The 22,046-nt window shown below is 29.6% G+C and carries 20 protein-coding genes; 2 read left to right on the plus strand and 18 right to left on the minus strand.

The annotated features are described in order from the left end of the window. Positions 1–193: 193 nt before the first annotated feature. The 3 genes from Q0W06_RS15185 to Q0W06_RS15195 all read right to left on the minus strand — a co-directional run bounded on the left by Q0W06_RS15185 (position 194) and on the right by Q0W06_RS15195 (position 3,174). Positions 194–2,029: a sodium-translocating pyrophosphatase gene (locus Q0W06_RS15185; protein WP_297637515.1), complete on the minus strand. Its 1,836-nt coding sequence runs from the start codon at positions 2,027–2,029 to the stop codon at positions 194–196. A gap of 160 nt (positions 2,030–2,189) precedes the next feature. After that, on the minus strand, positions 2,190–2,420 hold the full coding sequence (gene secG / locus Q0W06_RS15190) for a preprotein translocase subunit SecG (RefSeq protein WP_297637518.1): 231 nt from the start codon (positions 2,418–2,420) through the stop codon (positions 2,190–2,192). A gap of 136 nt (positions 2,421–2,556) precedes the next feature. After that, positions 2,557–3,174 carry a protein kinase gene (locus Q0W06_RS15195; protein ID WP_297637521.1) on the minus strand — a complete coding sequence of 206 codons (618 nt, stop codon included), beginning with the start codon at positions 3,172–3,174 and terminating at the stop codon, positions 2,557–2,559. 136 nt (positions 3,175–3,310) lie between these two features. On the opposite strand from Q0W06_RS15195, the gene Q0W06_RS15200 reads away from it, so the two are divergent. Then, entirely contained in the window at positions 3,311–3,634 is a 324-nt protein-coding gene (locus Q0W06_RS15200; protein WP_297637524.1) for a hypothetical protein, read from the plus strand. Between the two features lie 102 nt (positions 3,635–3,736). Here the strand turns inward: Q0W06_RS15200 and gpmI are convergent, their stop codons facing one another. The 15 genes from gpmI to Q0W06_RS15275 all read right to left on the minus strand — a co-directional run bounded on the left by gpmI (position 3,737) and on the right by Q0W06_RS15275 (position 21,177). Then, the gene (gene gpmI / locus Q0W06_RS15205) at positions 3,737–5,266 is read right to left on the minus strand and encodes a 2,3-bisphosphoglycerate-independent phosphoglycerate mutase (protein ID WP_297637527.1); all 1,530 of its coding nucleotides are present in this window, start codon (positions 5,264–5,266) and stop codon (positions 3,737–3,739) included. Positions 5,267–5,453: 187 nt separating this feature from the next. Next, a complete protein-coding gene (gene tpiA / locus Q0W06_RS15210) occupies positions 5,454–6,200 on the minus strand; it encodes a triose-phosphate isomerase (protein WP_297637530.1) in 747 nt (248 codons plus the stop codon). 108 nt (positions 6,201–6,308) lie between these two features. Then, positions 6,309–7,499 carry a phosphoglycerate kinase gene (locus tag Q0W06_RS15215; protein ID WP_297637533.1) on the minus strand — a complete coding sequence of 397 codons (1,191 nt, stop codon included), beginning with the start codon at positions 7,497–7,499 and terminating at the stop codon, positions 6,309–6,311. 149 nt (positions 7,500–7,648) lie between these two features. Continuing rightward, a complete protein-coding gene (gene gap, locus Q0W06_RS15220; RefSeq protein WP_297637536.1) occupies positions 7,649–8,653 on the minus strand; it encodes a type I glyceraldehyde-3-phosphate dehydrogenase in 1,005 nt (334 codons plus the stop codon). A 49-nt stretch (positions 8,654–8,702) separates the two neighbouring features. Continuing rightward, the gene (locus tag Q0W06_RS15225) at positions 8,703–9,734 is read right to left on the minus strand and encodes a sugar-binding domain-containing protein (protein WP_297637539.1); all 1,032 of its coding nucleotides are present in this window, start codon (positions 9,732–9,734) and stop codon (positions 8,703–8,705) included. Between the two features lie 148 nt (positions 9,735–9,882). Next, entirely contained in the window at positions 9,883–11,262 is a 1,380-nt protein-coding gene (gene rpoN, locus Q0W06_RS15230; RefSeq protein WP_297637542.1) for an RNA polymerase factor sigma-54, read from the minus strand. Between the two features lie 87 nt (positions 11,263–11,349). Continuing rightward, the gene (locus tag Q0W06_RS15235) at positions 11,350–12,429 is read right to left on the minus strand and encodes a BMP family ABC transporter substrate-binding protein (protein ID WP_297637545.1); all 1,080 of its coding nucleotides are present in this window, start codon (positions 12,427–12,429) and stop codon (positions 11,350–11,352) included. 244 nt (positions 12,430–12,673) lie between these two features. Next, the gene (locus Q0W06_RS15240; protein ID WP_297637548.1) at positions 12,674–13,516 is read right to left on the minus strand and encodes a DegV family protein; all 843 of its coding nucleotides are present in this window, start codon (positions 13,514–13,516) and stop codon (positions 12,674–12,676) included. A gap of 21 nt (positions 13,517–13,537) precedes the next feature. Beyond that, positions 13,538–13,999: a tRNA (cytidine(34)-2'-O)-methyltransferase gene (locus Q0W06_RS15245; RefSeq protein WP_297637554.1), complete on the minus strand. Its 462-nt coding sequence runs from the start codon at positions 13,997–13,999 to the stop codon at positions 13,538–13,540. A gap of 114 nt (positions 14,000–14,113) precedes the next feature. Further along, positions 14,114–14,959: a Cof-type HAD-IIB family hydrolase gene (locus Q0W06_RS15250; protein ID WP_297637557.1), complete on the minus strand. Its 846-nt coding sequence runs from the start codon at positions 14,957–14,959 to the stop codon at positions 14,114–14,116. A gap of 145 nt (positions 14,960–15,104) precedes the next feature. After that, positions 15,105–16,610: a VanW family protein gene (locus tag Q0W06_RS15255; protein WP_297637560.1), complete on the minus strand. Its 1,506-nt coding sequence runs from the start codon at positions 16,608–16,610 to the stop codon at positions 15,105–15,107. Between the two features lie 167 nt (positions 16,611–16,777). Then, a complete protein-coding gene (locus Q0W06_RS15260) occupies positions 16,778–17,725 on the minus strand; it encodes a glycoside hydrolase family 25 protein (protein WP_297637563.1) in 948 nt (315 codons plus the stop codon). 51 nt (positions 17,726–17,776) lie between these two features. Next, positions 17,777–19,366 (minus strand): HAMP domain-containing sensor histidine kinase, encoded by a 1,590-nt coding sequence (locus Q0W06_RS15265; protein ID WP_297637570.1) that lies wholly within the window; start codon positions 19,364–19,366, stop codon positions 17,777–17,779. Positions 19,367–19,376: 10 nt separating this feature from the next. Next, positions 19,377–20,081, minus strand: a complete 705-nt coding sequence (locus Q0W06_RS15270) for a response regulator transcription factor (protein ID WP_297637573.1) — start codon at positions 20,079–20,081, stop codon at positions 19,377–19,379. Between the two features lie 181 nt (positions 20,082–20,262). After that, entirely contained in the window at positions 20,263–21,177 is a 915-nt protein-coding gene (locus Q0W06_RS15275; protein ID WP_297637577.1) for a D-alanine--D-alanine ligase, read from the minus strand. A 162-nt stretch (positions 21,178–21,339) separates the two neighbouring features. Between Q0W06_RS15275 and Q0W06_RS15280 the strand changes: the two genes are divergently transcribed. Then, positions 21,340–22,046: DMT family transporter (locus Q0W06_RS15280; protein WP_297637580.1), on the plus strand; the 707-nt coding region annotated here is incomplete at its 3' end.

A 22,046-nucleotide genomic window follows, 5' to 3' on the forward strand; every position in this document is an offset into this window, starting at 1 on the left:
GATTTTATTTCAACTTAGGTTATCCTTACACTTTTTTCTGCTTTCGCACCGTTACGCTTGTCATTTCTAACTTCGCTTTGGTAGTAAGGCTTTAGGGGTTAAAAGCAATTAACTCCGAGTCTGCACCTATCGCTAGATACAGAGGGCTTTCTGTTTTTAAATCTATACTTCTATACTATTTGTATAGTTTTGTTTAAATTTGTTGTAACAGTTTAGTTACCCAAGCTCCACCTGAATTTGACATAGTAATTGCCATCATAACTCCTGTTACTACCCCGCCTGCTATAAGTCCTGCTAAAGCTTCTGTACCTAAAAGTAATCCTGTTGCAATTGGTGCTACAACAGCTATTATTCCAGGTAAAATCATTTCTCTAAGGGCTGCATGTGTAGATATTTCAACACATCTTGCATAATCTGGTTTATCTTTTCCTTCTAATATTCCTGGTAATTCTTTAAATTGTCTTCTAACTTCTTCAACCATTTCTCCTGCTGCTTTACCTACTGATTCCATTGTTAAAGCTCCAAATAAAAACGGAAGCATACCTCCAATTAATACTCCTACTAAAGTTAACGGATTCAATAAATTTATTTGTTCTAAATTAACTGCTTGAGTATATGATGCAAATAATGCTAAAGCTGTAAGTGCTGCAGATCCTATTGCAAATCCCTTTCCTATTGCAGCTGTAGTGTTACCAACTGAATCTAATTTATCAGTAATTTCTCTAACACTTTCAGGTAATTCACTCATTTCTGCAATTCCTCCTGCATTATCGGCAATTGGTCCATATGCATCAACTGCTACTGTTATCGCTGTAGTTGATAACATTCCTACTGCTGATAAGGAAATTGCATATAATCCCATCATGCTATTTGTATTTCCTCCACATCCCATATATGAAACCAATATACCTACAACTATTAATATAATAGGAATTAATGTAGATTTCATTCCAACGCCAAGACCTGCAATTATATTAGTTGCTGCTCCTGTTTCACATTCTTTTGCTATTTTCTTAACGTATCTATAATCTGAAGATGTATAAATTTCTGTAATTTTTCCAATACATATTCCTACTGTAACTCCTACTATTATAGGAATAAATAATGTTAATTCTTGGAATAAATAATAAGACAAACTTGCTCCTGCTATTAAAGAAATAGCTCCTGCTACTGTAGTTCCTCTATTTAATGCCTTTTGTGGATTTTCCCCTTTATACATTTTCACCACAACTATTCCTATTAAAGAAGCAACTATTCCACAGGCTGCTAATAACAAAGGATATATCATTGCATTTTTTCCTAAAGTTACAGCTACAACACTTCCTAGTGTAATCGCAGAGATTATAGAACCTACATATGATTCAAAAAGGTCTGCTCCCATTCCTGCTACATCCCCTACATTATCTCCTACATTATCAGCAATTACTGCTGGATTTCTTGGGTCATCTTCTGGAATTCCAGCTTCAACTTTCCCTACTAAGTCAGCTCCTACATCAGCTGCTTTAGTATATATACCTCCACCAACTCTTGCAAAAAGTGCTATGGATGATGCTCCTAGTCCAAATCCTGTTATATATTCCACCTTAAAATCAAATATATACACTAGCACACTTAACCCTATTATCCCAAAGCCAACTACGCACAACCCCATAACTGCTCCACCTGAAAAAGCTATAGATAATGCTTCTTTTATGCCCTTTTTAGCTGCATTTGCTGTCCTTACATTAGCTTTTACCGCTATTTTCATTCCAACATATCCTGCAACCATAGAAAATAAAGCACCTGCAATAAATGCTATAGCTGCTTGAATACTTAAAAAACTTCCTATTAAAATAAATAATGCCACTATAAATATAGATAAGTACTTATATTCTTTTTTCAGAAAGGCCATTGCACCTTCTTCTATACTTTCAGCAATTTCTCTCATTTTTTCATTTCCTGGTTCTTCTTTCAAGATATCTTTTCTTAAAAATAGTAAGACTCCTAGTGCAATCAGTCCACAAATTAACGGTATAAACAATATCTCCATAATTTATCTCCTTTTTTATTTTAATCTCTTTAAATCTTACTATTCCCTTTTTACTTTTATGACCTATTTAAGAAGTAATCCTTTAAATATTATAAAATAAAAAAAGCTACATTTAGTAAAATACTAATGTAGCTTTCCTTGTGTGGTAATTCCCACGGGATTATATTAAATGTAATCCTAGTACTGATAATGCAAATATTATCATGCATATCATAGTTGTTCTAGCTAGGATAACTTCTTTTGTTCTAGCTTTATTTTTCGAAAAGAATGTATCATTATTACTTCCTTGAATAAGCCCACTTAATGCATCTGATTTACTTGGTTGCATAAGCACAGTTACAATTGTTATTAACCCAGATATAACTACTAAAGCCATTAAAAAAACTTGCATGGGAACACCTCCTATATATTAAATCCTCTAATTTTTCATATTGTTAACTTATTTAGTATATCATAGTTTTTTATTTTTTTCCATATTACATAATATAAATAAAAAAAGATCATCTAAGATAATCTTTTTTTATTTATCATTTATTTTCTACTCTTTTTACTTTTTTTAAATATTTATCTGATAAAAAATATTTTTCTATAGATTTTCTCCAATGTTCTCCTTCTGCCTTATCAATCTTTTCTACATGATTTAAAAAATCTTCTAAAACATCTAAATCTTTTAATTTTTTCATCAAGTGCCTTGGAAAATCAACTTCTCTTGTATAACATCCCTTTGGATCTATAAGCTTTAATTCTCCTTTTTTTGTAACATAAATATCTCTACATCTAGTATCTAATCTTTTAAATTTAAGCTTTTTAAATTCTTGAATTAACTTATAGATTTTATAAGTCATATCTTTTGTCATTCCCTTTCTCTTTATGTATTTATCTAATCGTTCACCATCAACCTTTTCTCTTATTATATAAAGTTCTCCATGATAATATATACTAGGAAAATACTTAGACTTCTTTGTTTTTTTCAATGTATTTGCTTCTGTATCACAAATTTTCTTTTTCAAAAATATTTTTATTATTTTATTTTTAGGTAATTCATAGACTATTCCATTATTTCCTTGCCCTAAATAAACTCCCTTTTTAAATAACTCTTCTGTTTTTTCGTCTAACTCTACAGAATAACAATAATTTTTATTCATATCTTTCCCCTATTTTAAAATGCTTTTATATATCTTATTAATTCTTTCATATAATTGTGCTAAATTTAACTTTTTTTAATCTTTTTTGTATGATATAATATAAATGTAAATGATTACTTAAAGGAGTTTGATAGATATGAGTTTTAAATTAAAGTTTAATTTCAAGATAAAAAATCTAACTAATAATCATTTAAATAACTTAAAAATTTCAGACGATGAAGGAGTTCTTCACAAGGAATTCTCTGATACCCTATCTAAAAATGAATTTACAAATTTAGAAAAAGTACCAATGCATTTATATAAACCTGAAAATATATATTTAAAGTTTTTAGATGATACAGGAAAAGAACAGGAATTAATCCTATTCAAAGACATAAAAAAGGACTTAAAACTTACATATGATGTTATAGTAGAACAGACCTTAAATGGCTATAATGCCAAATTTGCAAAAAGCACTTAATTTTAATAAATTTAATATAAATAAAAACCTTTACTATTTATGTAAAAGTTTTTATTGTTATTTTAACAAAAGGACTGTCCAAAGACAGTCCTTTTAAAATAATTAGATTAAGCAATCTCCAGTCATTTCTTTTGGATCTTGTAATCCCATTTCTTTTAACATAGTTGGTGCTATGTCAGCTAATTTTCCTGATTTTAATTCTTTTCCTTTTGAGTGGTTTGATACCCAAACGAATGGAACTGGATCAGTTGTATGAGCTGTAAATGGTGTTCCTGTTGAGAAATCGATCATAGTTTCTGCATTTCCGTGGTCAGCAGTTATAAATAATGATCCATCTTTTTCTAATATTTTATTAGCTACTCTTCCAAGACAAGTATCAACTGTTTCAATTGCTTTAATAGCTGCTGGTATAACTCCTGTGTGTCCTACCATATCTGGGTTAGCGTAGTTTAATATGATCATGTCATATTTATCGCTATCTATTCTCTTAATTAATTCATCAGTAACTTCAATTGCACTCATCTCTGGTTGTAAGTCATAAGTTGCAACTTTTGGAGATGATATTAATGCTCTATCTTCATTTACGTTTGGTTGTTCAACTCCACCGTTAAAGAAGAAAGTAACGTGAGCATATTTTTCTGTTTCAGCTATTCTTAATTGGTTTAATCCTTTTTCAGCAACAAACTCACCTAAAGTATTAGTTAGTGTTTGAGGTTTAAATGCAACTTCAACACCTTCTAAAGTTTTATCATATTGAGTCATTGTTACAAAAGTAAGACTTACAGCTTCTCTTTTGAATCCTTCAAAAGTTTTATCATTTATAGCTCTAGTTAATTCTCTAGCTCTATCTGGTCTGAAGTTGAAGAATATTACTGAATCTCCACTTTTAACTTTAGCAACTGGAGCTCCATCTTTTTCTATTACACATGGAACTACGAATTCGTCAGTTTTATTATCATGGTATGAATGTTCCATAGCTTCTACAGCACTATTAGCTTTAGCACCTTCGCCTAAAACTATTGCATTGTACGCAAGTTCAACTCTTTCCCATCTATTATCTCTATCCATAGCATAGTATCTACCGCTTACTGTAGCGATTTCTCCTACACCAACTTCTTTCATCATAGCTTCTGCTTGTTCTACAAATCCTTTTCCTGATGAAGGAGCAACATCTCTTCCATCCATAAATGCATGAACATAAACTTTTTGTAATCCATAAGCTTTAGCAAATTCTAAAAGTCCTTTTAAATGATCAATGTGTGAGTGAACTCCACCATTAGATAAAAGTCCCATTAAATGAAGTGACGTATTGTTATCTTTAGCATTTTTCATTGCTTTTAAAAGAGCTTCATTTTCTCTTACTTCACCATCACCCATAGCTTTAGTTATTCTAGTTAATTCTTGATATACGATTCTTCCTGAACCTATATTTAAGTGTCCAACTTCTGAGTTCCCCATTTGTCCTGCTGGTAATCCAACTTCCATTCCTGAAGCCTCTAATTGGCTTGTAGGGTACTCTTGTACTAATTTATCAAAATTTGGTTTCTTTGCTAATGAAACTGCATTTCCTTCTGATGCTTCTGCAATTCCAAAACCATCTAATATCATTAACATAACAGGTTTTTTTGCCATAGTTCTCTTCCTCCATTTATATACAATATACTTTTTCCTTAATTAATAATTATTTCCAATGAATAATTATTATTATCTTTATGAATTAATTATACTACAATTATTTTCTAATAACAAGAAAAGCAATAGTTATGAACTAAAGTAATTTTCAGCCATTCCTATTGCTTTTTATAAGTCTAAATATTGATTAGTACATTACGATTTGTGAGAAATCAGAAGCTACTAAACTAGCTCCTCCTACTAATGCTCCATCGATATCTGATTTAGACATTTGTTCTTTTATAGTTCCTGGTTTAACTGATCCACCGTATTGAATTCTTACTTTATCAGCAACTTCTTTACCGAACATTCCAGCTACAACATTTCTTACAGCAGCTATAGTTTCGTTAGCTTGATCTGAAGTAGCAGTTTTACCAGTTCCGATAGCCCAGATTGGTTCGTAAGCTATAACAACTTTTTCTGCATCTTCTTTTGATAATCCAGCCATATCAGCTGTGATTTGTCCTTCTAAAACTTTAACATAGTTTCCTGATTCTCTTTGTTCTAAAGTTTCTCCACAACAAAGTATTGGAATTAAGTTATGTTCTAAAGCTTTTTTAACTTTTTTATTACAAGTTTCATCAGTTTCATTGAAGTATTCTCTTCTTTCACTGTGTCCTATAACAACATAGTCAACACCTAAGCTAACTAACATGCTTGGAGAAACTTCTCCTGTGAAAGCTCCTGATTCTTCAAAGTGCATGTTTTGTGCACCTATTTTAACGTTTGATCCTTTAGCAGCTTCTATAGCAGCTGGTAAGCAAACGAAAGTTGGGCAGATTACTACATCACAAGTAGCATCCTTAACTAATGTTTTTAATTCATTTATCATTTCAGCAGCTTCTGCTGGTGTTTTGTGCATTTTCCAGTTTCCTGCAATTATTGCTTTTCTCATTTAAAATCACCTCTATAAAAATTTTGTGAAAATATTAGCCACTCTAAAGTCACCTTTTTGAGTGGCCAAATCTATATATCTATATTATATAAAAACTATTTTTTAAAATTAGCTATTTAAAGCTTCGATTCCTGGTAATACTTTACCTTCTAAGAATTCTAGAGAAGCTCCACCACCTGTTGAGATGTGAGTCATTTTGTCTCCAAATCCTAAGATATTTACAGCTGCAGCTGAATCTCCACCACCGATTATAGTAGTAGCTTCTGAATCTGCCATAGCTTTAGCTACTGCAATTGTACCTTTGTTGAAGTTATCGAATTCGAATACTCCCATTGGTCCATTCCATATAACTGTTTTAGCTTCTTTAACAGCATCAGCATAGATAACTTCTGTTTTTGGTCCGATATCTAATCCCATGTGTCCAGCTGGAATATTTTGATCTTCAGTAACTACTGGAGTAACATCTTTAAATTCTGCAGCAACTCTGTGGTCAACTGGTAATAAGAATTTAACTCCTTTAGCAGCAGCTTTTTCAATCATTTCTTTAGCATATTCAACTCTATCTTCTTCAACTAATGAAGTTCCGATTTCGTATCCTTGTGCTTTTAAGAATGTGTAAGCCATTCCTCCACCGATTATTAAAGTATCAACTTTTTCTAAAAGGTTATTTATAACTGCGATTTTGTCAGAAACTTTAGCTCCACCTAAGATAGCAACGAAAGGTCTAACTGGAGTTTCAACAGCATTTCCTAAGAATTTTAATTCTTTTTGGATTAAGTATCCACATACAGCAGTATCTATAAATTCAGTAACTCCAACTGTTGAACAGTGAGCTCTGTGTGCAGTTCCGAATGCATCATTTACAAATATTTCAGCTAATGAAGCTAATTCTTTTGAGAATTCTTCTCCATTTTTAGTTTCTTCTTTTCTGTATCTTGTGTTTTCTAATAAAACAACATCTCCATCTTTCATGTTAGCTACAGCAGCTTTAGCGTTTTCTCCAACAACGTTGTCGTCAGCAGCAAATACTACTTCTTTTCCTAACATTTCGCTTAATCTTTTAGCAACTGGAGCTAAAGATAATTCTGGTTTAGCTTCTCCCTTTGGTTTACCCATGTGTGAGCAAAGGATAACTTTCGCACCATTTTCTACTAAGTATTTTATAGTTGGCATAGCACCTACTAATCTATTTTCATCAGTTATAACTCCATCTTTTAATGGAACGTTAAAGTCACATCTTACTAAAACTTTTTTACCTTTTACTTGGATATCTTCTATAGTCTTTTTGTTGAAGTTCATTCTCTTTCACCTCTTAAATATATTTGTACATACATCTAATTTTTCCTGTACATATTTTTTCTATATTTTAAAATAGTCTGGCCTTATAGCCTTATACTACAAAACCAGACTTATAATACTTTTTTGTTTAACTATCTAATTAATTTAGATTACTTTAAGTTAGCGAAGTATCCTAAAGTTCTGATTAATTGGTTAGTGTATGACATTTCATTGTCATACCATGAAGCAACTTTAACTAATTGTTCTCCGTTAACTTCCATAACTTTAGTTTGAGTTCCGTCGAATAATGATCCGAAGCTTGTTCCTATGATATCACATGAAACTATTGGATCTTCAGTATAACCGAATGATGCATTAGCAACAGCTTTCATAGCAGCGTTTAATTCTTCAACAGTAACTTTTTTGTCTAAAGTACAAACTAACTCAGTTAATGATCCAGTTATAGTTGGAACTCTTTGAGCGTTTCCGTCTAATTTACCAGCTAATTCTGGTATAACTAATCCGATTGCTTTAGCAGCACCAGTTGAGTTTGGTATGATTGAAGCAGCAGCAGCTCTTGCTCTTCTTAAATCTCCTTTTGCGTGTGGAGCATCTAAAGTGTTTTGGTCATTAGTGTAAGCATGGATTGTAGTCATGAAACCTTTTTGTAATCCAAATTGTTTGCTTAACACGTCAGCCATTGGAGCTAAACAGTTAGTAGTACATGAAGCACCTGATATAACTGTATCTTCTGCTTTTAATATTTCGTGGTTAGTGTTGAAAACAACTGTTGGAAGGTCGTTTCCAGCTGGAGCTGATATAACAACTTTCTTAGCACCTGCTTCGATATGAGCTGAAGCTTTTTCTTTTGAAGCGAAGAATCCAGTACATTCTAAAACGATGTCTACTTTTAATTCTCCCCATGGTAAGTTTTTAGGGTCTCTTTCTGAAGTTACTTTAATTTCTTTTCCGTTAACTACGAAAGCTCCTTCTTTAACTTCGATTTCACCATTGAATCTTCCTTGTGCTGAATCGTATTTGAATAAGTGAGCTAACATTTTAGCATCTGTTAAGTCATTGATTGCTACTACGTTGAAGTTTTCTGGTTGTTCAACCATTAATCTTAACGCTAATCTTCCTATTCTTCCGAAACCATTAATTGCTACATTTACCATTGTAAATACCTCCTAAAATAGCTTTTATAAAATTTTTTTTTAAACATTTCTAACGAGCTGTAAGAATTTTTAAAATTTTCTTTCCTACTGACTCATCTGTTACTAACACAGCATGTGTGTTATTTAATTGAGTCGCTATAATCGACTCAACTTTGCTAGCACCACCAGCTACAGCAATATGCGTATTGATTTGTCTAGCATTACTTATATTTATTCCAATAGCGGTCGTTTCCGAAACCACTTTAGAATCTTTATTAAAATAACATCCAAAAGCTTCTCCTACTGCTTCTAAATCATTTAATTTAGAAATTTTTTCTTCAGAAATGCCACGTTTTTGTGCCATTATCATTGCATTACCTATACCATAAATTAAAATATCGGCATTGTGAATGCTTTGAACAACATCTTTAATATCTTTTTCTTCTTTTAAAGAATTCATAATATCTATACTGATGTTCTCTGGAATATGTAGAAGCTTGTAATTTGCATTTAACTTTTTAGCTAAACGTCCAGTCAAGGTATTTGCTTGTGTTTCCACATGTTTACCCATTCCGCCTCTTGCAGGAACTACAAGAACATTTGAATATTTGTTTATTTTAGGGAATGCATCTATAACTTCTTTAACTGTGCTTCCACCTGTTAAAGCAATTATTGAATCATCCTTAATAACTGATTTAAGATACTCTGATGCAGCTTTTCCAATTTCTTTTAAGATACTTGGATTTTGATCTACATCGCCTGGAACTATAATAACTTTTTTTACTTTCAGAACACTTTTAACCATTTCCTCGAGATCACTTAGGCCTTTTACTTCATGGATAAAACTACTTAGTTTATCAACAAGTTCTTCTCCTTGACTTGTTACAGTCATTCCTGGAGTATTGATTTCTATAAGTCCTTGTGCTTTTAAAAAGCTTATCTCTGTTCTAACAATTCGTTCACTTAAGTCAAGTTCGTTTGCAAGAACACGTCTTCCTATTGGCTGATTAAAGAATATAGTTCTAAGTATGTTGTATCTCTTCTCTAATAATTCTACCATTTCTGGCATTATTTTTTTCTGTAATTCTATTATCTCTTGCAACCTAAACACTCCTTTGGTCACACTGTGTCCCACACATGTTCTTTATGTCCCACAAATCTATTATAAAATAAAAAACATAATTTTTAAAGGGTTAATTTAAAAATTTTTCATTTTCTTTATTTTTTTGAAATTTTCTGAAAATAGAATTTTATATTCTTTTCCTCTTACTAGATGATTTTATCCCAAGCTCTTCCCTATACTTTGCAACCGTTCTTCTTTTAACATCCATTTTTTCTTCAATAAGTTTATCCGATATATATTGATCTGACAATGGCTTCTTCTTATCTTCTGCATCTATAAGTTCTTTTATTCTATTTTTTATTTTCACTACACCTAAATCTTCATTACTTTTACCTATTGATGTTGTGAACATATCTTTTATTTTCACCGTTCCTCTATCTGTTAATACATACTTGTCTTTTATAGCTCTGCTTACAGTAGACTCATGCACTTCTAATTCAATTGCTATTTCTTTTAACGTCATAGGTTTTAAGTAATTATAGCCCTTTTTAAAGTATTCTTTTTGTCTCTTTATAATAGCTTCTAAAACTCTATATAAAGTACTTCTTCTCTGCTCTATACTTTTAATTAAAAAAAGTGCCTTATTAAGCTTGTCTTTTACGTATTCAGTTGCTACTTCATCATTTTGTTCGTTTATAACCTTTTTGTACCCACTATTAATCGATAATTTTGGAAGTATACTATCATTCATAATAATTATTAATTCTCCATCAATCTCTCTAATTGCTGCATCTGGTATTATAAATTTAACTTCTTCTCCTGTATAAAATCCTCTTGATGGTTTTGGTTCTAATTTTTTTATTACATCTCCATATCTTTGAGCTTCTCTAGGTGATATTTTTAATGCCTTACCTATTACCGCATACTTATTATTTCCTATATCTTCTAGATGATTTTTTACTATCTCTACCATTATTTCATCATCTAACGCTAATTTATCTAACTGAAGTAGAAGACATTCTTGTATGTCTCTAGCTCCAATCCCATACGGCTCTAAATCTTGAACTATTTCTAAACATTTTTCTCCTAGCTCTTCAGATATCTTAAGTTCTTTGCATATCAGACTTAATTCGCATTCTAAATATCCTCTATGGTCCAAATTTTCTAGAATATAATTACAAATAATCTCTTCATATTTTTCGATATCAAGTTCTAATAATTGTTCTACTAGATATTCTTTAAGTGATTTTTTTTCTGAAATAAAATTAAATGGTGAAACGTCTTCATCATCGTAAACACCTCTACTTTGAGCTCCGTAATTATCGAACTCAAAATATTTTATCATTTCTTTATAATCATATTTATCCATAAATTTTTCTTCTGCAACAGAAGATTTCTCTAAATTATTATCTTGCATATCTAATATTGGATTTTCTGCAAACTCTTTATCTATATGCTCCCTTAAATCACCTACAGGCATTTGAAGCATTTTTATTGAAAGTTGCATCTCTTGTGTCATATGAAGCTTTTGTTCTTGCGTCAAATTCATTGAGTATTCCATTTTCAATATAACCACCAACTTTCTTCCCTATTTTCGACATAGGTCAATTATAGCATAAAGGTTTAACTGCAAACAATTCAAACTATTCTTAATTTATCCAATTTTAAACTCTGTCACTTTAAATCTCTTATCCGGTACTTCTATTATTCCTTCTATAATTATCTCTTTATATTTATTTAAATTATTAAATGTTTCTTTTGATACATTTTCTTCTGTATTTTTAGCCCAATTAAAAACTCCCTCTTTTAATCCTAATTCTAATATATTATTTTCACCACATTTAAAACTTCCTGTTCTTATTTCATTACATACCTTTAATATTGTCTTATCTAAATTTTTAACCATAGATGACATTATGACTTTTTTATATTCTGGATAAACTTCTGCACAATCAACATCTACACCTATCGCTTTTTTATTCATTTCATAAGCTGCTTTAAAAACACCTTTTCCAGAGCTTCCACATGCATGGAAAATAATATCACAACCATTTCTATATAAATTCCTTGCTTTTTCATAAGCTTTATTTTCATCTTTAAAATCTTCTGTATATCTAACCTGTGAATAATCAATAAGTTCTGTATATGCCTGTTCATTTACTTCTTTGACACCAGTTGCATATCCACTTAGAAATCTTACACCTTCTTCATCATTCAATCCGCCTATAAAACCTACTTTATTTGTCTTTGTTTCTCCTCCTGCAATAATCCCCATTAAAAATGCACCTTCTTCATTTTTAAATATTACAGATTTTACATTTGATTCCATAACTCTTTGATCTATTACTGCAAAATTCCTTGACCTTAATTGTCTACATGATACTTTTACTGCATCTTTAAGCCATCCTCCTACAATAATTACTAAATTATTATTTAATGCTGCTTTATTCATTTCTTTATTTATCTTTTTTGTATCTTCATTTAAGTTTAAAGCAATTATTTTAGGATGCATGGAAAGTTCTTTCCCTGCATCCATTACTCCTTTTTTAGCTATTTCTAAATAAGGCTCACCTTGATAATCCTCACATATCAAGGCAACATTTAAATCATCTGTAAACATATATCTATTCCCTTTTGTTTTACCTGCACATCCCCCCATAGTCATAATTACATATAAATATAGTACTATTAATAAAAGTATTAAAATTTCTTTATTAGCCTTTATTCTCTCCATCCATATTCACCTCCTTAAATTTTAAGTTATTTTCCCCTAAACCCTTTCTTTTAATTCAAAAGTTTCAAATAAATATTAAAACTTCTTATATTACTATATGCAAATAAAAAAAAGAGGCGAGTTCATCTAGAAATTTTTTTAATCTCTTTTATGAAATCTTCCTCTTTATTATAATTTTATAAAAAAAAAGCAAATCACCCTAGATTTGCTTTTTTAAACTTACTAACTTTTAAGATAGCAAATTTTATTTTTCACTTATAAAGAATGCTCCAACAGCTTGTTTTCCTGAATGAATCGCAACTGAGCATCCAACTGGACCTTCTATATAACTTATATTTTTTTCATTTAAATAATCTATAATTCCATTTTTAATTTCATCGTTGTCTCCAACACTAACTATAATAACTGGCATATCTTTAACAGGTCTATCTTCTTCAATATCAGCAATAATTCTTTTAATCGCTTTTTTATTTCCACGAACCTTCCCTTTAACTGCCATAACTCCATCTTTGATTTCTAAAATTAATCTTATTCCTAATAATCCTGTAACTACACTTACAGCCTTTGGAAGTCTTCCTCCTCTTACTAGGTTGTCTAAAGATTCAAAGCTTAAAGAACTATTAATATGATTTTTTACATTTTCAAGATCTTCAACGATTTCTTCTACACTTTTCCCTGCATCTCTTAGTTTAGCTGCTTTTAAAACTAAAAGTCCAAGCCCAGATGTTATTTTTTGAGAATCAACTATGTAAACATCCTCTGTATCTAACATTTGTTTTGCTAAGCATGCAGATTCATATGTTCCACTCATCCCAGATGACATGATTACTGATAACACTTTATAACCTTCATCTAAGTATTTTTTATATATTTCTTCAAATCTACTTGGAATTATTTGAGCTGTAGTTGGAAAAACATCTGTTTCATCCATCTTTTTAAATAATCCTTTAGTATCTATTTCTATTCCATCTAAATAACTTTCTTCTCCAAAATTTATAAGAACTGGCATTACTTCAATGTCTAATTCCTTTAATAACTCTTTTGGTAAATCAACTGTACTATCTGTTATAATTTTAATCTTTTCCATTCCCTTATTCCCTTTCCTTACTTACTTCATATTTGGAAATCCAATTTGTCTTAATGCTTCATAAGCAATAATTGAAACAGTATTTGATAAATTCAAGCTTCTTGTACTTGTTTTTATCATTGGTATTCTTACTCCTTCATGTGCATTATGAACGTCATCTGGAACTCCACAAGTTTCTCTTCCAAACATGATAAAGTCCCCCTCTTTAAATTTAACTTCATCATAATGTTCTCCACCATGAGTAGTAGCTAAATATATTTTATTGTCTCCATATTTCTCCATAAACTCTTCATAACTCTCATGAATCTCTAAATCTAATTCACTCCAATAATCTAGCCCTGCTCTTTTAACTTGTTTATCATCTATTTTAAACCCTAAAGGTTTTATAAGATGTAACTTTGATCCTGTTAAAACACAAGTTCTTGCTATATTCCCAGTATTTTGTGGTATCTCTGGTTGATACATTACTATATTTAAATTCAAAAAACTCACCTTCTAATTAAATTAAATAAGATGAACAATCATAATATGCCCATCTTATTTTTACTTAAATTCTATCTCTCCCATAATACTACAACTATGAATTTTAGTCAAAATTTATATCTTCTCTTCCTTAAGCACAAACTTCTCTACAGCTTTTCTGACTCCATCATTTATATTTGTATCTGTTATGTAATCTGCTACTTCTTTTATTTTAGGAATAGCATTTCCCATAGCAATTCCAAGTCCTGCATATTTTATCATAGAAACATCGTTTTCATTGTCACCTATACAGATTATTTCTTCTCTCTTTACTCCATAATATTCTGCAAGTTTTTTTACTGCATTACCTTTAGATACATCTTTCATATTTATTTCTATACTTCTGGTTCCTGAAACAAAATAAGTAATTTCTTTCATTTGATCTAACTCTCTTCTATAAGCTTGGATTCTTTCAGCACTTGGAGAAAATAAAATTGTCTTTGTTATTTTTTCCCCTTCTGTCTCTAAGAATTTATTCCATGCTTTTTTTCTCTTTATAGCTGCTAAATCAATTTTAAATTCTTCATTTCTTCTTCCCTTTAATACTATCTTAGCTACATTTATACTAATGTAGCTATTAGAAATTATACTATTAGTTGTATGAAAATGTAGTACAACCTTATGTTTATTAGCTAAATGTAATAACTTTTGGCATATATCTATATTAAATTTACTTCTATATATTTCTTCAGTTTTTCTCTTCTCTCTAATTATAGCTCCATTCCCCCCAATAACAGCTGAGTCTACACCTATTAAATCCGAGAAATATGCTGCATTATTATATAATCGCCCTGTAGTTATCACTATGTGCACACCTTTTTTTCGTGCTTTCCTTAATACTTCTTTACTTTCTTCTGAAATTTTTCTTTTTTTCCCTAATAAAGTCCCATCCATATCTATACATACCATTTTGTACTTCATCTTTTCATCTCCTAAATAGTTCTTCAACTTCATCCTAAAACTTTTTCTAAGTCATCTATTTTAATCTTTTGTACTAATCCACTTTTCTTTATTAAAAAGAGACATTTAAGTTCTCCCTTAATATGTCCCTTTCTATTTAACTTTTTTATCCTACAGGTGTTTCTACTGGTTGCTCTGTCGGTTGTTCTACTGGTTGTTCTACTGGTGTTTCTATTGGTTTATTTTCTATTTTCTTCTCTTCTTTTTTAGCTTCAACTTTCTTAGTACCAACCTTTATTACTGTATCAGTCGTTGCATATGTATCTGTAGATATAAGTTCTTTACTTATTAGTTTACCATTTTCATAAGTTAATTGATATCCTTTTGATACATATCCTGCTTGTCCTGTAGACTCTACTACTCTTTTTCCTTCTTCTAAATTAGGATCATTTACTATTTTTTCATTTGGCGGTATAGTCTTTACAATTTCATTTTGCATTTCATAAGTTCTACCTTTCATGCCACTCTTATCGCCATAAATATAGAACCTTATAACTTTTCCATCAGATGTTCCTTTTATATAGATTGGAAAATCATATGGATTTTTAAATCTATAATCTAAATATCCCCATGCTACAGTTGCATCTAAACTAGGTTTTGAATATGAAACTGTTAAAGAGTGATTGTGTCTTTCTGTAGCTCTTACATTAGCTTCCATATTTGCTCTATAAAGTGCCGATGACACTTGGCATATCCCACCACCTATATCCATTTCTATTTTATTATTTATATATACAGGTGCTTGATGATATTTACTTTTATCTGTTGATGTTGCTTTATCATAACTAAATTCTTCACCAGGCATTAAAACAGTTCCATCAACAAAACTTACTGCTGCTGCAATATTAGCTGACCTCGCTACTGTAGATGTACTAAATGAAGATTCAAAGCTTCCCATTATATCTTTTATCTTTGAAAGCTCCTCTCTCGTTTTTTTAGGTTTATCTTCAATATATTCTAAGTTTAAAACTGTTCCTTCATTTAAATCACCATTTAAATGCGCTCTTAAGTTTTCATCTAAAATTTTTTTATCAAGTTTCTTTCCAATAACTTCATCTGTTATCTGCTTATTATTCCCATCAATTCTTATTGTAGCATCTTTTGGTTTTATATTAACTTTACTTACTACTTTCTTTTTGAATTCTTCTAATTTTTTATCATCATATAAAAAATTAACTTCTACTTCATCTAGATCTTTTTCTTTGCCTTGTATAATTGAATTCTGTTTAAATATGTTCCCGTCTTTTTCATAATTTATTGCATCTATTACTGCCTTATCTATGTCATATGCTCCGCCAACTTCATTATACTTAGCTTTATATTCCTTATCTCCAACCTTTATTAATATATCTTTATCATTAATTTTATTAACAAGACTTTCATTAAGTAAATCTTTTGCCTCTTTTGCTGTCTTTCCAGATAAATCAACACCCTTTACTTTAACCCCAGGATATATCTTTTCTTTCCACGACTCCAAATTCCCTTCTACACTTGAAACATATGCTCCTCCACCTATTCCAAGAATCACTAAAGTAGCAACTGCTATTATTAACCTTTTTTTATTATTCCGAATAAATCCTTTTTTCTCATTTTCCTTACTTTTTTTCCTCACAAACCTATCCTCCTTTTTCATGTAGTAAAAAATATCATATTAAATAATATTTTCCATTTAATTATACAATACACCCTAATAATTTGTAAATATTATAAATTAATTCCATTTATTTAAATTGTAATAGACCACCTTAGGGTGGTCTTTATTTACAATATCTTTTAATTTTATAATGTTAGATTAAATTTACTTCTAACTTGTGATGTATCTCCATCTATATCAAATGCTTCAATAGATATAACTACATTCCTACCATATGGTTTATATAGTTTTAATATTGGTATATTAAAACTATTACCTGGTTTATCTACTGTTCCCATCCAATAATTATCTACAAAAATATTATATCCTAATAAATCAATCTCAGAATTTTTAGTCCATGTAAGATTAATCATATTTCCTACTATCTTCCCTTTAAAATTCTTTACTTGTGCTGGTTGCATTAGGAGTTCTAAATTGTTAGGTCCCCAGTTAGCATCTACTAAATTATCTACACCATCAATTTTATATTTATCTGTAAATTGCCATGCTCTCCATTGTTTCCATCCTCCAACATCCTGTGGAATCTTTGGATTTCCCGGAATAGATGTATACATCGCAATCCAAACAGGCATATTGTCTAAGAGATAAGTTCCAGTACTACTTTTAAAATCATTGTTTTCTTGCACAAAATTAGTTGATACATATAACATCAATCGTCTTCTTGTTTTACTTTGAAATCTTGTTCTAAACCTATCAATCCATTTTAATAGAACATCGGTGTTCATTAATGGATTTGTTGGTTCTTCTATGTCTAAAACAGGCATCAAATCACCATAATTTTTTTTACCATATGCAGATTGTAATGTATTTATAAAATTATCACATTGTGAATCTGCTGTCATTAGGTTATATGAAGGAATTCCATAATGATATCCACCTGTTTTTATTCCATTTTCCCTACATTCCTTTACAAAATCTAAAAATTTTAAATCTACTCGAAACTTTCCTGAACCTGATCCTGATGCTCTTAAATAAATAAATGCTGAATTATTTTTTAAAATTGAAAAATTCGGATTTTTAGTGTATTCATTTAAATCAACACCAAATAAACTTTTTTCATTTTTATTTTGCATAGTGCCTCCCAAAATAATATTTCTTATTTTATATTATTTTTAGATTCCTTTTTAGTTACTAGAAATTTCTAATTTTATATAAAAAGTTATATCATTTCCTAAACATTCTGCCCATAAATCTCCACCATGCATATTAACTATTGTTTTTGCTATTGCAAGTCCAAGTCCAGTTCCTCCACTATCAGTAGTTCTCGCTTCATCAACTCTATAAAATCTCTCAAAAAGTTTTTTAAGTTTTTCTTCATCTATATTGTCCCCTCGATTTCTTACTGAAATAATTGCACTATTATCATTTTTATATATTCCCATAACTACCGTTCCTGGTTTATAAGAATATTTACATGCATTTGTCAGTAAGTTCTCTAAAACTCTAACCATTTTCTCTGGATCCACATTACAGACAAGCTTTTCATCAACTATATTTTTAACTAAGATTAAATCATTTTTCTCAAAAACAGGAATCATCTCATCTCCAATTTGTGATATTAAATTACTTAAATCAATTTTAGTTTTATTTATTTTCATTTCTGAATTGCTTATATTATTCAACTTTGTATATTCAAATAAATCTTCTATTAAGCTTTTTAGATTTTCTGATTTATTAAATGCTATTTCTAAATACTCTTCCATTTCCTCTTTATTTTTATATCTTTTATCCTTTAAAAGACCAATATATCCCATAATCGATGTTAATGGTGTTCTTAAATCATGTGATACATTTGTTATTAACTCTGTTTTAGTTTTTTCTGAAGCTTTCTGAGCCTCTATTCTATCATTTATTTCTGCTGCCATTGTATTAATGTTGTTTGCTATATTAGATACCTCATCATTGCCAACTAAATTTATTCTATGCTCTAAATTTCCACTAGCAATTACTTTTATTCCATCCGAAATTTCATCTAAATATTTAACCTTTTTATTTATCAAATAAATGAACATTCCTATAAAACATAATACTCCAATAACAAATCCCAATACATCATTAGTAGTCCTTACTATTTTAGTATCTACCATAACATCTGGAACTCCTTCATAAATTAAATAGTATTCTCCATTTTCTATTTTCAAAGGAAATATTCTTGTATATTCTTTCGTTGAATATGCTGATGATGTATTAATATTTGTATTTACACTCTCTTCAGTATACTCTTGTCTTTCATTTAAATTTCCCTCGTTTATTTTAGTTAAAAGCCCATAAATACTAAATTGATTTTCACTAGCCCCATTCTTTTTATAAATAACTTTTCCTTCTAAATTAGTTATATACACACTATGATTTGTATTTAAATCTGTTGTAGTACCATTTAATGCTTCTACAAAAAACTTACTATCACTTTCTTTTACTTTACCCTCTTCTATTTCATAGTTTAAATTTGTTGCAAAATTATTAGCATCATTATTAAATCCAGCTACGTCTATCTCTGTTGAAATAATTTTTCTATTTTCTGCAAAGAATGTTTGTGTAGTTATAAACCCTATAATTATACTAATTAAAAAGCAAACTGCTACTAAAAATGTTAATTGATATTTTAAATTACTATTTATTTTTTCTAATATTTTTTCTCTAATTTCTTGAAATTTTATATACCATTTATTTTTTAAAAGCTTGTCTTTGAAAACTTTAACTTTCTTTTTTTGCAAAACCTCTCACCTACTTATCTATCTTATAACCAACACCCCAAACCGTTTTTATAAAACGTGGCTTTCTTGAATTTTCTTCAAGTTTCTCTCTAATCTTTCTTATATGCACCATTACTGTATTATCCGACTCTAAATATTCTTGCTTCCAAACACTTTCATAAATATTTGCTATAGAGAAAACCTTCCCTCTATTTTTTGCTAATAAAGTCACTATTTCAAATTCTGTTGGCGTCAATTTTATTTGCTCGTCCCCTTTAAATATTTGATGTAACTCTAACTTAATATTTAAATCATCTATTATTATTTCATTATTTAAACTTCCTTCAGACATAGCTAACCCCATGCCCTTAAATCTACTATATTTTCTTAAATGAGATTTAACTCTAGCTATAAGTTCTAAAGCATTAAATGGTTTACTTACATAATCATCTGCTCCCATGTTTAGTCCAAATATCTTATCAATATCTTCGCTTTTTGCTGAAAGCATAATTATAGGTAATTCACTTTTTTCTCTTATTTTAATGCATGTTTGAATTCCATCTAGCTTTGGCATCATAACATCTAATACTACAAGATCTATTTTTTCCTTTTCTAGGATTTCTAGTGCCTCTAATCCATTTTCCCCTTTAAAAATTTCATATCCTTCACTTTTTAAATATATCTCTATTAAATCTCTAATTTCTTTTTCATCATCTACAATAAGTATTTTTTCCATTATAAGTCCCCCTTTAAGTCTTATGTTTTTATGATAGAATAAACTTCTTAATATTTTTATTCATATTTCCTTAATTTTTTATTAACATTAGACATGATTTATTATAACATACTTCTCTCATTTTTTAATGGAGTTAAATTTTAATATAAAAAAATGGAGCTAAATGCTCCATTATCTCAATTTATTTTCTTTTATCCTTTAAAGATTCTTCAATTATCCTATCAACTAATTTTTCATAACTCATATTAATTCCCATTACACTTTTAGGAAATAAACTATTTTCCGTCATTCCTGGTAATGTATTAACTTCTAATACATACGGCACCATATCTTTTGTAACTATAAAATCAACTCTCGCATATACACTACATTTTAATGCCCTGTAAGTTTCTAATGCCATTCTAGTTACTTCCTTCTTTAATTCTTCTTCTAAATTTACTATATATTCTTTAGCTCCCCCATCTTTATATTTAGATTCAAAATCAAAAAAATCTGATGTAGGCTCAATAGCTAAGATAGGACATATTTTCCCATTTAATATGGGACAAGTAATTTCTTCTCCTTGTATAAATTCTTCTATCATAACTTCTGAATCAACTTTAAAACCTTCTTTTACCGCCTTTAATATATCTTCTTTTTGTTTAACCATAAAGGTTGCTACACTAGAACCTCCATGGGTAGGTTTTACAAAAACAGGATACCTAAGCTTTTCTATCTCTTCATAATCTATCTCATCTACATTCCTCAAGTTTATCCATCTAGCTGTTCTTATATTTTTTGACTTCAATACATTTTTTGCTATATCTTTATCCATACAAACTGCACTACTTAAATGTCCACATCCTGAATATTTAACTTCCATACATTGAAGGACAGATTGAACCATTCCATCTTCTCCAAATTGTCCATGTAATGCTAATAATGCAAAATCTATTTTCTCTTTTTTCACTTTATCTATTATGTCTTCCTTACTATCTATTATTATTTTCACCACATCATATTTCTTTTTATTTATATTATTATAAATAGCTTCACCACTTCTTAATGATACTTCCCTTTCTGATGAAATTCCTCCCATAATAATTCCTATCCTCATTTTAACTCTCCTCCCATTTACACATCTACTTTAATAATATATTTCTAAGTTCCTTTTTATTACTCTATTTCTTCTTTTTTTAAGCAAAATTCTTATTCACTAATAATGATTCTTATTTTATAATATATACTTAGGATACATTTTAATTTAAAGGAGATTTATATGAAAAACAAAAACAAAGCAATTATACTTATGTTAATTACTGCTTTATCTTTTGCTGCTATGGGGCTTTTTGTTAAACTAGCAGGAAATAATATTTCCTCTGTTGAAAAAAGTTTTTTTAGAAATATAGTAAGTTGTGTAGTTGCATTTTATTTTATTAGAAAAAGTGGCGATAAACTTTTTGGACATAAAGGAAATAGGAAATTTTTAATAGGACGTGCTCTTTTTGGAACACTTGGAATTATAGCAAACTTTTATGCAATAGATCATTTAGTTCTTTCTGATGCAAATATGCTAAATAATCTTTCCCCATTTATCGTTATAATTTTTTCTGCTTTATTCTTAAAGGAAAAAATCACAAAGAAACAAGTTTTTATTTTATGTGTAGCATTTTTCGGAAGTTTATTTATAATTAGACCAAGCTTTAGTATGACTGTTATTCCAGCTCTTGTTGGTTTAAGCTCAGCTCTTTGTGCAGGTGCAGCATATACTTTTGTAAGATTTTTAGGTGGAAAAGAAACTGGTCCTACCATTGTATTCTTTTTCTCTTTATTTTCAATAATAGTTACAGCACCTTTTGTAATTTTTGATTTTAAACCATTTACCTTTGAAGAACTATTCTTCTTATTAATGGCTGGTATTGTTGCATCTATAGGTCAATTTGCTTTAACAACTGCTTATAAATATGCTCCTGCTAAAGAAATATC

Source organism: uncultured Clostridium sp. (genome assembly GCF_947072515.1).
Lineage (GTDB): Bacteria > Bacillota > Clostridia > Clostridiales > Clostridiaceae > Clostridium.